The organism is Deinococcus roseus, from assembly GCF_014646895.1.
In the GTDB taxonomy this organism is placed as follows: domain Bacteria; phylum Deinococcota; class Deinococci; order Deinococcales; family Deinococcaceae; genus Deinococcus_C; species Deinococcus_C roseus.
In genome coordinates this window covers 70,185-81,719 of record NZ_BMOD01000018.1, presented here as the reverse complement: position 1 = coordinate 81,719, position 11,535 = coordinate 70,185, and the positions used below count along the sequence as shown (strand labels likewise).

Annotated in this window: 12 protein-coding genes; 3 read left to right on the top strand and 9 right to left on the bottom strand. The window is 55.2% G+C overall.

Going from position 1 to position 11,535, the window contains the following annotated elements:
* Window positions 1–37 precede the first annotated feature (37 nt).
* Together IEY52_RS18855 and IEY52_RS18850 are read right to left on the bottom strand one after the other, a co-directional pair.
* On the bottom strand, window positions 38–412 hold the full coding sequence (locus IEY52_RS18855; RefSeq protein WP_189005347.1) for a hypothetical protein: 375 nt from the start codon (window positions 410–412) through the stop codon (window positions 38–40).
* Window positions 413–487: 75 nt separating this feature from the next.
* Window positions 488–844: a hypothetical protein gene (locus IEY52_RS18850; RefSeq protein WP_189005346.1), complete on the bottom strand. Its 357-nt coding sequence runs from the start codon at window positions 842–844 to the stop codon at window positions 488–490.
* A 93-nt stretch (window positions 845–937) separates the two neighbouring features.
* Here IEY52_RS18850 and IEY52_RS18845 point away from each other — a divergent pair, with 93 nt between their 5' ends.
* Window positions 938–3,202, top strand: a complete 2,265-nt coding sequence (locus IEY52_RS18845; protein WP_189005345.1) for a hypothetical protein — start codon at window positions 938–940, stop codon at window positions 3,200–3,202.
* Between the two features lie 9 nt (window positions 3,203–3,211).
* Entirely contained in the window at window positions 3,212–3,799 is a 588-nt protein-coding gene (locus tag IEY52_RS18840; protein WP_189005344.1) for a hypothetical protein, read from the top strand.
* On the opposite strand, the gene IEY52_RS18835 is transcribed toward IEY52_RS18840, so the two are convergent.
* The 6 genes from IEY52_RS18835 to IEY52_RS18810 form a co-directional block, all read right to left on the bottom strand.
* Window positions 3,768–4,436, bottom strand: coding sequence for a hypothetical protein (locus IEY52_RS18835; RefSeq protein ID WP_189005343.1), 669 nt, complete (start codon window positions 4,434–4,436; stop codon window positions 3,768–3,770). The genes IEY52_RS18840 and IEY52_RS18835 overlap by 32 nt on opposite strands.
* Before the next feature lies 1 nt (window position 4,437).
* Window positions 4,438–4,953 carry a hypothetical protein gene (locus IEY52_RS18830; protein WP_189005342.1) on the bottom strand — a complete coding sequence of 172 codons (516 nt, stop codon included), beginning with the start codon at window positions 4,951–4,953 and terminating at the stop codon, window positions 4,438–4,440.
* A gap of 11 nt (window positions 4,954–4,964) precedes the next feature.
* Complete coding sequence (locus IEY52_RS18825; protein ID WP_189005341.1) at window positions 4,965–6,524, bottom strand: hypothetical protein; 1,560 nt, start codon at window positions 6,522–6,524, stop codon at window positions 4,965–4,967.
* Window positions 6,525–6,564: 40 nt separating this feature from the next.
* The gene (locus tag IEY52_RS18820) at window positions 6,565–7,476 is read right to left on the bottom strand and encodes a hypothetical protein (protein ID WP_189005340.1); all 912 of its coding nucleotides are present in this window, start codon (window positions 7,474–7,476) and stop codon (window positions 6,565–6,567) included.
* Between the two features lie 220 nt (window positions 7,477–7,696).
* On the bottom strand, window positions 7,697–8,206 hold the full coding sequence (locus IEY52_RS18815) for a hypothetical protein (RefSeq protein WP_189005338.1): 510 nt from the start codon (window positions 8,204–8,206) through the stop codon (window positions 7,697–7,699).
* A gap of 43 nt (window positions 8,207–8,249) precedes the next feature.
* On the bottom strand, window positions 8,250–9,209 hold the full coding sequence (locus IEY52_RS18810) for an ArsR family transcriptional regulator (protein WP_189005336.1): 960 nt from the start codon (window positions 9,207–9,209) through the stop codon (window positions 8,250–8,252).
* Between the two features lie 314 nt (window positions 9,210–9,523).
* On the opposite strand from IEY52_RS18810, the gene IEY52_RS18805 reads away from it, so the two are divergent.
* A complete protein-coding gene (locus IEY52_RS18805; RefSeq protein WP_189005334.1) occupies window positions 9,524–10,771 on the top strand; it encodes a hypothetical protein in 1,248 nt (415 codons plus the stop codon).
* A 78-nt stretch (window positions 10,772–10,849) separates the two neighbouring features.
* On the opposite strand, the gene IEY52_RS18800 is transcribed toward IEY52_RS18805, so the two are convergent.
* Window positions 10,850–11,368, bottom strand: a complete 519-nt coding sequence (locus IEY52_RS18800) for a hypothetical protein (RefSeq protein ID WP_189005332.1) — start codon at window positions 11,366–11,368, stop codon at window positions 10,850–10,852.
* Window positions 11,369–11,535: the final 167 nt, after the last annotated feature.

The window sequence follows — 11,535 nt, the reverse complement described above, 5'->3', positions numbered from 1 at the left end:
GGATTAGTATAGTGTAAATTAAAATTGGTGCATTAAATTATTTCTCAGCATCATAAACTTCTGCACACACCGGCAAATGGTCTGCATCATTTGTGGTGTGGTAATATTCGGTCTGCAAAAAAATTCCGAACACCCAATTCTCGAAGTACCCCACAGGAAAACGCTTGTTGTAATGCCAGAAAGTCAGGGTGCCCACCCTCCACAACCCAATCTCCACAGCCAGAAACAGCAAGGTGGGAGAATTCGCGCTTTTCATCAGCATCATGCTGAGCAGCATGGTGAAAATCACCGCAAACAATTGCATCGGCTGCATCCCCAGCATCTCCGGGTTGTCGTTGACATCCCAGGTCTGCACAGGCTCATGGATGGAAGTGGATTCCAGGGGTGGAATGGCAGGGGTGGGGTTGTTCATGCTTGCCCTCCTTGAAGGCGAAAACGTCACCTTTCGGTGACGTTTGATGAATGTCAATGCGAGTAGAGCAGAAGATCAGGCGTTAGGGTTGTTGCACTTCGAGCCGGTCAAAGTGGTCTTCCAGGATCCGGCGGGAATCAGCTGGATGGCTTCTTTCATGAAAAAGCCCACCACCACACCTGCACCGATGAAGACGAGGCCCACGCCAAGGCTGGGAATGGCGGCTTTGGGGTTGGTTTTGAATGCCATCAAACCCCCAAACACACCGAGAACCCCCAGCAGGAACAGGATCATGTAGCCCCACTCGTACATGACCGGGCAGAAAGCATTCAGGAAGTCAACGGTGGAGCTTGTCGCCCCTGCACTTCCAGCGAAGAGTGTGGCAACCAGAATCAGCTGCAGACGGAGAGCGAGGTTCTTGTTCTTTAACATTCTATCACCCACCCTAATATGACACACAGAAATTACTTAGTCAATCCATTTTCTATAACGCTCCAAAATTCTCAGAGAGTATATAATGCTTCCATGAAACATCACTTCCCCCCAGAATTGATAGAGGCTGCAGAAAAGCTTGTCGGGCGAGAATTCCCTGACACCCGAGACAAAGTGGAGCAGTTCATCGCGGAAACCAACGACCGCGATGAACGCCTGGGACGAGAACTCGAAAATGCCCTCAGGGCGCACGACCTCACCCAAAACCCACCCCCCAAACCCACCAGCAGAACCGCATTTCGGATGCCTCCATTTGTGCAGCGCATGCAAACCATGAACGCCAGCATGGACCGCCTGGGACAATTCGCCCGCAGGGTGCTGTACAAACCAGATTTGCTCAACCGCTTCGGCCCCAGACGCATCATGTGGATCACCGCCTCGGTGTTCGGCGTCGTCTTCGTGTTGTTCTTCATGAACTTCCTGCGCAACTCCGGAGAGAGCAAAAAAACCAGCCAGGAAACCCCCAAAACCGACACCCAGGTGGAACCCGCACCCACGGTCAACGACCCCAACCACCCCACCATCAACGACCCCAACCAAACCAGTCAGACCGAAGATGACCCCGCCCAGGCCTTCAAAGCCGCCCGGGAAGGATCCAAAGCAAACCCCCTCGCAATCAAAGGCGGCACCGCTGGAGCGGGCACCCCCGGCAACCCCGCAGACGGCACCACCCCCAGTGGCAACCTCACCACCCCACAGCAAGCCCAGACCCCATCCAACCCTGAAACAAGCATGGGTTCCGGCTTCAAACCCCCCACCCCCCAACCCTCCCAGGCCGCACCCATCATCATGCCAGACGCACAAAACAACGGATACCCTTACGGCAATTCCGGACAGATCAATGGAGCTGCACCCCGCCCTTTGACCCCGGATGAGCAGTACCACGGCACCACCGCCACCACCACCAAAGGCGCAGCCGTCACCGTCGCCGCACCCAGCACCCTCTACAAAGGCAGTGCAGGAGCACAAGGCAACCTGCAGGGCCAATCTCCCACAGTGGTGGGTGGAGCCACTGCAAGCCAGGCCTCCGGGCAAAACAGCAACACCAGCCAAAATGGCAGCGGCCAACAGGCCTCAAACCCCGGCACGCTGTTTGCCATCAAACCCACCCAGAGCAACAAAATGCAACTCGTCAAAACCCAGAATGCCCAGACCGGCGAATCCCAGGGCATGAAGATGGTGCAAAACCAGAGCCAGCCCAACAACGCAAAAATGCAAATGGTGAAAAACACCCCAAAAGACCCCGGACAGGGGGCTTTCACGGCAGGCAAAACCACCTCCAGCAACCCATCCATGCAACTGGTCAAAGCCCAAAAAGCAGACCCGGGCAACCTCACCCTTGTTCAAAACCAGCAAACCAACACCACCAACACAGGCTCATTCGGCAAAAACCCTGCCGGGAACGAACAAAAAGGCATGGCGGTGGTTTCCAAAACCTCAGCAGGAAACACCAGCACCGGCACCATTTACAGCAAAAACAACCAGACCAGCAACGCATCCTTCCAGGTGGTGAATGCCAAACAAAACCAGACCACCAGCAATTCTGGTTCCTTTGGCTTCAAAAAAACCTCCCCCACCGCCCAGCCCAACGTTGTGGTTCAAAGCGCTGGAAGCCAGAACTCCAGTGTCCAGAGCAATCAGACGGTCAACCCGAGCAGCAATCAGAGCAATCAGACGGTCAACCCGAGCAGCAACCAGAACACCAGTGTGGAAGCGAATTCCAACACCCGCACCAAACTTCCCAACGGTGTGGCGTACACCAGAGGTCAGATGATTCCAGCCCGCATTGCACTGAACCTGGATGTGCCCATTGGTGGTGCGATTCCAGCCATGCTTTATGGGGAAGATGGAGCGGTGTGGTTTGGTGTTGCTTACGTGGATGCCACCAAGCGGGTGCAGGTGGAATTGCAAAGCGTGCTGCAGGGCAGCACTGAAATTCCCATTCAGGGTCGGGTGGCGGACATGGACTACACCTGGGGCATGAATGCCAAATTCACCGATGTGGCTCCTGACATTGCCAACCAGATTCTGCGTGCCGGAATTTCGAGTGTGGCCGGGTATGTCAACCAGTTGGCCAATCAGCGGGACATTCAGATGTCCACAGGCAATGGTTTGAATGTGGCCAGTTCCACAGGGCAGGTGCCTCCGCTGAGTTTGATGCTGGCGGGGAACATCAGCAGCCTGTTCAGCCTGCCTGAAGACCAGAAGACCCCTTTCATCAGCATTGCCCACACCAACCGTGATCAGCCTGCGTTGATTGTGTTTGGGGTGAGTGGAGCGGCGGATTCCACCCGCTGACATCACGTGATGCCAAACAGAAACAAATTCATTGGTGTCAACCGCCTGAAAGAAGCACTTGGAACCGACCAAGTGCTTTCTGCTTACCTTGTGGAGAAGCACTTTCATTTGCCGCTGGAGTATTGCCAGTTGGTTCCGGGGGTTCACATCGAATACTGTATGGTTTCACCAGTGGCAAACGATGCCCTGGAAACCCAGTTGGTTCCGTTGATGGGGCTGAAAAAAGACTTCACGTTGCGTTTCACATCCGACCAGCTGGGGCACATGGTGGGGGCGGCATCGGCCCGCCTGGACCTGAACATTCCTCCTGCACAGTGGTCTTGCAGTGCGGAGAGCCTGGGGAAAGGCAATGCGCCGGACGCAGTGGCCACCGTGGACCATGTGAGGCTGGCCGTGGAATATGACACTGGGGCGTACCGTCCTCAGGTGATCCGTCAGAAATTGAGGAAGTTTTCCCGGGAGTACGATCGGTTGGTGTGGGTGTCCAGCAGCCAGACCCGCACCCTGGCCCTCAAGCGGTTGTACCGTTCGACGTTGCAGCAGTTGGGTCTGGATCTCGATGTTTTCACAACTTCACGCTGGTGGGGACCTTTGTGATGGTGGTCAGCGGCAAGCGGTGATCTAGACACACAAACACATCCGAGAGGTGCTTTTGGACGTATTGGCTGGTGCGCTGGTTGGGCTGCACCAGCATGATTTTTGCCTGATTTTGGAGCAACCAGTTGCGGTGCTCGTTCAGGCACTTGAGGATTTTGGGGGAACGCATGCCCCTCGGGTGGGTGAGCAGCAGGTACAGTTGCCCGTGCAGCTGCACTTCGCTGGGCTTGACGGGAGTGTAACGCTGCAGTTGTGCACCTTTTTCCAGCAGCATGCGCAGCACATCTTGCTGGTAGATGCTGCGCACAGCCACTTCGAGACCCACGAAGCTCTGATGTTTGGTGTGACCGATGGCCTTTCTGCCGGAGAACCCCAGGGCCACAGCAAGTCCCAGCACGGTGGGGAAGATCACCAGGTAGCGTTCTTCCACCAGGAATTGCAGGGTGGTGGGGTCCATGGCGCTCTGGGCCACCTGCAGGGAAACCGCCCTGCGGTGGTGGATTTGCTGCAGCAGAGCGGTCTCTTTGGGGCTGGGGGGCCGGGTGGGTTGTGTGGTGAGCAGGGTTCTGAGTTGGGTGGTGATGGGCAGTTCCATGCGTGAATCGGTGCCCCGTTTTGGGGCACCGTTGCGGGTCACCTCATTTCTGTTTCAAAAGCATTTCGATGCCGTACAGGGCAGTGGCGCGAATGGTGGGGATTTCTGTGCCGGTCATGTAATTGGATTGCTTGCCTGCCACTTTGATGAGCTGGTTGGCGTCAATGAAAAAGTCGCTTCCCGCCCCCACTTTTTTCAGGGTGATGACGTTCACGCCGTATCGGGCCATCTGGGGGAAGTAAGAGTTTTTCTGGTTGTAAGCCCCCTGGCTGGTGTACACCGTGACTTTGATTCTTTTGCCTGCCAGGTTCACCAGGGTTTGAGCGGTGGTCTGGCTGATGGTGGGGATGAGGGCGAGGACTTCGGCTTTGGCGCGGGAGAGGTACCTGGGGATGTCTGCGGTGTTGATGATGGTGTTTTTCAGGCTGTTGGCCTGACGCTCCCGGATTTCTTTGAGCATCAAATCCGATTTCTGCACGTCTTTGTAGGCCGGGTTGGGGGTCTGGGCCAGTGCCGGGCTGGTGGCCAGCAGCATCAGCATGAACAGGGGTCGGTGCATGGTTGTTCTCCTCAGGGGTTGATGGGGGAATTTTTGGTGTTGGGGATCTGGTATCCGCCTTCTGGGACATTGACCCACTTCCAGTAGAATCGTTGCACTCCGGTGAGGATGGTGGTGCCTGGGCCGTCGTTTCCGCCGTCAATGTGGCATCCTGCCGGGGTGGCCACCAGGTTGGGCATCCACCACATCTGTTCTTCGTCGTGGCATTCCGAACTGAATGGAGGGAAGGCGTTGCAGAGGATCGAGTGGTAGTGGTAGATGTTCGGGCGGGCATCCACCACAGTTTCAATTTCATTCCACACCTGAAAGAGGGTGACGTATCCGAACCTTTCGTTTTCCAGCACGGTGGCGGGTTTCAGCCAGCGTTTCAGTTCTTCCAGTCGCCATTCTCCGGCCCGTTTCTGCAGGCGCACATCGAGGTCGGTGTTGAGTCTGGGCAGGGTTTTGTCGATGTAGTAGGGGAGGGCGTTTTTGTTTTCGCTGTTGGCGGCGAGTTCTGCAATCTGGGTGGGTTGTGGGGTGTAGCTGGCCACGGGCTGGAAGATGACGCCGGATTTGAGTCCATCAAAGGATGCCAGTCCATCCCAGTGGATGGCGAGAGGCATGGCTTCCGCGAGGATTTTGGCCACGTTGGCGAGGTACTCCGGGTACTCTTCTTGCATCATTTTGTTGCAGGCTTCCACCATGCGGGACTTGGTGCGGTTGATGTTGAGGTACAGCGGTTGGGGGTAGTTGTTGCCGGTGATTCCACCAATGATGGTGCCCACCAGCCCTTCATCCACGCACACGTACCACACGCATTCCCGGTGGCGGGGGATGTACATGAAGGGGACATCCACGCCATTTCCGCTGTCTGCGAAAAGGCCGTCGTAGTGTTCGCAGTTGTCTGCAGTGTGGGTTCTGGGGTAGATCTTGAAGGGCAGGTCCACGCTGGGTTTGATGTCCACAAAGGGAAACTTGCCGTTGTTGGGGATCTGTGCATTGTCGAAGACCACGTTCGGGGTGCTGATTTGCAGGTCTGGGGTGGGGATGTTTTCGATACGTTCGGTGTTGCCGAGGGGGTCGACGGTGCGCACGGCATCCACCAGGGTGTCGCCGATGTCCGGGAAGGCGCAGTTGGGTGCAATGTTGTGCCAGGGTGGGGCTTTCAGGCGGAAGTCCAGTCGGTTGTTGATGGAAGCCACCACAAACCAGTGCAGTCGGTCCTGAAACCGCTGCCATTCCATTTTGAGTTTGCGGGCCACTTCCTGACTGGCCTGGACCCCGTCTCTGGCGGGGTCTTTGACATCAACCAGCCAGAAGGGGGTGTACCACTCAAAGCGGGGGCATTTGCTGGGGTCTCGTTTGTCTTTGGGGATGGCGTTGCATTTGTTCTGCCGGAAGGTCTCGAATTTTTGCAGGTCCATCACTTCAATGAACGGTCCAGCTTTGCGGTACAGGCTTTTGAGGTCGGTGGGGGCCGTCAGGTTCTTGGGTTTGAAGTTGGTTTCAATGTAAGAAACAATCGCGGTGGCCTTGTCCCCTGGGAGTTGGGCGTGTGCGGGTGCGGCCAGCAGGGTTCCCAAAGTCAAAAGAAGGGCTGTCGCCCTCCTTTTGTTTTTGCCTGGTGTTTTACTGAACTGAGAAAATGCGGTCATAGGCGTACATTTCTCCTGTGGAGAGGTTGGTCACCTTCCAGATCAGATTGACTTTGTTGAGGGTGTTGACGTCCACCTGGCCGAGTTCAATCAGGCCCTGGGTGGATTCCTGGGGTTGCAGTTTGATCAGGCCGGGTTTGCTGCTGAGCAGGGTGGATTTGACGGTGGTGGCCCCCACTTTGACCTGCAGGTTCTCGGGGTTGATGCTGACCACGCTCTCGCCGAGGTTGGTGTAATTGAAGTAGATGGTCACCTTGCCGGTCTTGTCTTTCACGGGGTTGAGGGCAAGGTCCAGCCAGCTGGCTTCGTTGCCTTTGCGCACTTCGGTTTCGCTGGCCTTGATGGTGGCGCGGGTGTCGATGATCAGCTGTTCGGTGGGTTGAATGTTGCTCTGGGTGTCCTTGCGGTTTTGCAGGGCTTCTTGAACTTTCTGGTCGCCTTTGGAGAGGGTTTTGGGGGCGGTTTTGGGCGCAGGGGTGGCTTTGGGGGCGTAGGGGTCAGGTTCGGAGGCAATGTCGTTTTTTGCCCCTTCAGGTTGCTCTTGCGGCACGTTCACTTTGGATTTGGGGCTGACGGAGTTGTACTGGCGGGGGGTTTTGGGGATCTTGTCGCTGACTTTGAAGATGAAGTGCTGGGTGCGCCCACCTTCGAGCCTCAGTCGGATGTTGCTTTCGCAGCTGGTGACCCCTTTGGCTGCGCGAATTTCGATTTCACGCATGTAGGTTTCATCGGTCTCGACTTCGATGCAGCTGGGGAGTCCGGTGCGTCCCAGGTCAATGTTCTGATCGAAGGTGAGGGTGGTGGTGAAGCCTGGGGAAATCAGGATCAAACCTGGACGGCTTTGCAGCAGTTCACTGTTGAACACCTGCACAATGTCGTTTCCCACGGAACCGTAGGTCTCCGCTTTAACGCTACCCAAAAAAGATGACGCTGCCGCCAGAACCATGAAAACAGAAAATCTTTTCATGGAAGTATAATAGCACGAAACTTTATAACGGTGATTTTTTCATTAATGCTCACTTGATTGGTGATGCTCACTAAAGTATACTTTGCCTACACACTCAACAACCCCCTTTTCGAAGGGGGTTGTTTCGTTGAGCACTGCTTCAGGGATGGGTGACCAGTTCAGGCTCCTGCTGCTGTTTTTTGCCTTTTGGCTTGTGTTTGCGTGGGTTGGCCAGTTGCTCCTGGGTGCGGCGAAAAATCTCGGTGAGGTCCACTTCACCGGCTTGCACGGCATTGAGGGTGACTTTGCGCTTGGATTTCTTGTTGTGGGCTTTTTCCTGCCACCTCAACACTTCGGTCAGGCTTTCGAGGTACCAGAGCTTGAAATTGGTGTTGACCTCAATGAGGTATTCGTTGTGTCGCACGTTGCGGTCTGTTTTCACTGCAGGAGAGGTGTAAGGCAAGTCAAAGAGTTCCTGTAATTTTCCTGCGCTGAATTTCTGGTCTGCCACGGCTTTTCGCAGCATCTGCAGAAATTTTCGCAATCCTGCTTCAGTCAACTTTTCGGCTTCGCGCTCTGGTGAAAACAGGTGAGGCACCATCGAACTCAGACGGGTGCACAAGATCTCCCCACGGTCATGGGTTTTGATGCTGAGGGTTGCAAAATTCATCTCCATATCGTCACCTGAGGACGATTATAGGATCATATTGATTTCAGAGCAATATAGTTTTTTTGAGCATCAATTGATTTCGGGTACCATCATGATTCAGGATTTTCCGTGCCACGGCCCCCAGACTGCGTGTGGGTTTGAGTTTCAGGCTGAGTCGCTCCCGGGCTTCAATTTGCACTTTCTGCAAGGTCAACACCACATGCTGCACCAGCTGGGGCATCTGGCACAGCCTCCACAGCAGCCACAGGTAGTAGCGGTAAGACACCACCCCCAAATCATCCATGGTGAAACACAACTCACGGGCACTCTGCTGGATCACCTGTGTGCGCTGGGATGCAGGCGCAGCGACAGCCATGGAGATGGCAATGGAAATTTTCTCCTCTGGCTTGAGGTTTTCTTGAAGTGAGGGCATCAGCATTAAAGTGTTGTTTTGTGTGTGGTTTCTTTTGAGGGTGAAGGTCAAAATGTCTCCAAGGATTTCTTCTTTACTGGAGTTTTGATCTGATGCCCTCATTTTCAAATGGTAGGCCGTTTGACGGTCAAAAATGTCCTGGTTGAGGTTGCGCCAGGACCTGGTTTTCATCAGGTAAGGCACAAACAGGGGCTCCTCTCCATACGGGTCCATCCGCACCGCCAGGATGGTGCCGGTGGTGACATCCATGCTTTGCCGGGTGCCGTCTCCCTGGGCAATGTCAGCGCGACCATAACTGCGGTTGCGCAAGATCAAATTTGCCTTTTCCAGCACGGCGAGGTGGCGGGAAACGGTGGCTGGGCTGAGGTTCAGCATGGGGGTCAGGAACTCCACCAGAAAGAAGAAGTGCATCACTTCAGGGGTTTCTCCATCGGGGTCCATGCGGCTGCGCAGGTGCTCACCCACAAACCTGAGTGCGGAGTAACTGCGGTAGTAGCGTGCCCTGATTTTGGGTTTCAGGTGGGGCAAAAAGTGTGCTGGCATGTCATGGGGATTGACGACCGTAAACAGGTCGAAGTCGTCGTTCTGCATCTCGTTTTTCCTCTCTTGCACTTGAAAAAGGAGATGGACATCAGGTATACTACGAGTGTCGAATTCGGTATCCCTGTCCACCTAGGACGTTGAGTTTTTCGCCCCGGAGCTTTAGCCGGGGCTCTTTTTTTGTTGCTTCATTCAGCCCGGAATCTTTTCATTGGCTACAGAATAGCATAACGCTCACCAGAACACATAAAACTCGATTTTATGATGTCGCTTGACATCGCAGCCCAAATCCTCCATTCCGCAAAAGTATACACCAAAACAGTATTTCTCCACAAAAAATCTATTCCTCCCCATATAATATGACCATGAAGAAAAGTATGATGCTCCTTCTTTTGATGGTCTCTTCTGGGTCAGCGGCACCCCTGGTGAGTGTGGGGCAAGCCTCCCCATGGGGCACCCCGGAACAGTACACCCTCACGGTGCTGGAAGACGCCAACATCCAAATCCAGCTGTTTGGCCCCAGCATCGACACCCAGAGCACCACCGAAGCGGACCGCCACTTCGATCACCAGCCCGCGCTCACCACCTTCAAGCTCACCGACTCCCGGGGACACATCGTGGCCATGCGGTACTTCGGACTCGGCAAAAGCATGCCCGTCACCTTCCTCAATGCACGCCTGTCAAAAGGGCAATACCAGTTCAGCACCGAAACCCAGGGGGCTGCCGTCAACCACTTCCAACTCACCTTGCAAGGCCCCAGCACCCTGGGAAGTTTCAACCGTCAAAACACCGCTGTTCCTGGTTCGTGGACTGAGGTCTACCAATTCACCCTCAATGAAGTGCGCGAAGGGGCCACCCTGAAAATCTACGATGGAGACGGCCCTGCAGAGGTGATGCTGAAACTCGTGGATCCCCTGGGGAACACCTATGACCTCACTGCACCCGACAACCTTCAGTGGTTGGAGTATCCGCTTCCCGAGTTGCTGGGACATTACCGGGTGTACGCCAAGGTCCCTCAAAAGGCCGTGCAGGCCAGCAACACCCTGGCTTTCCAGTTGGGCCTTTCGGGTGCGGGTGCCCCGCGCTTCGGACAACTTCACCTGGAGGCTTACGTCAAAACGCCTTACAACCTCATTCCCATCACTGCAAGCGCCAACCTGCATGGCAGCAATGTGCTGGTGGCCAGCGGCAGCGGCAGCAATGTGAAGGCCGCGGGAATCATCCGGGTCGAACCCATCAACATGATCGGCCTGCAAGCCGAGCCCTTACAGGTTTCGGTTCCTGCAGGCGGAGAGGCCACCGCCATCATCAACTACCGACCACAATTGGAGCACCAGTTGCTGGCCTCGGTGAAACAGGTGCATCCCGGGGAGGAATTCTACCTGTACCTCACCACCCACACCGCATACCCGGGCAGGCTCAGGATGATTGCGCTCCTCGATGAGGTTCAAGGAGCTGAGGTGCTCAGCAACCCTGAAGGGGTGGGGGAAGTGCAGTCTGGCTTCCACCAGCACCGCATCAAATTGCGGGCCACGGGAGGCCCAGTGACACTTCAGGGTTCCTGGCTGCCCTGGGGGGCCACAGCCACCCTCAACATTCCTGCAGCGCCTTGAACCTGCACGAAAAATGCCCCTGCTGGATCACTCAGCGGGGGCATTTTGGCCGGTCGGTTGGAGGCAATTGAGCGTCAATCAATTGTTGGGTTCCGCTGTGGAGTCTGAGCCTTTCTTCTTGCGGGAACGGGCCAGAGACTTGGGTTTTCTGGGTGAGGTTTCTGGGCTCTGCCAGGCGGTGGTCATGCGGGCCGCCCGGTTGCGAGATGTTTCCCTGGACACTTGCACCTGTTGCAAGAAGAGCTCCCTGTTGTTCAGCAGTTCTTCTGCGGCATGAAAGGTGTTTTTGGCCTCGGTGACCCGCCCATAGAGTGTGTTCATCTCTTTCCACCAGGCTTTGAATCCAGGGTCGCCGACGTCAATGACGTGTTCTTTGACGGTTTTGGAGTAAGTGGCATTGGTGTCCTCTTGGCTCTTTCCCCGTTTTCTGAATTCTTTCGGCAAGGTGAAGGTTTCTTTGGTTTCAGCGGCCAGAAATTTTTCTTCCCGCATGGCTTCCCGCATGGCTTTGTAGATGGCTTCGGTCTTCTGTGGGTTGGGGAATTCCCTTAATAACTGGCTCAAGGGTTTCAGGTCCAGATCGTTTGGGTCGCGCATTTCGGTGCCTCCAGGTTGCACATTTCCGGGTACGGTGTATACACCATAATAGATATTATAGCGTCACAAAAGTCAAGCACTGTCATACAAGAAGCAGAGCGTCATTCATTTTTCACACTCTCGGCTCCACACGCAAATTGGGCGTAACCCACGAGGAGTTACGCCCA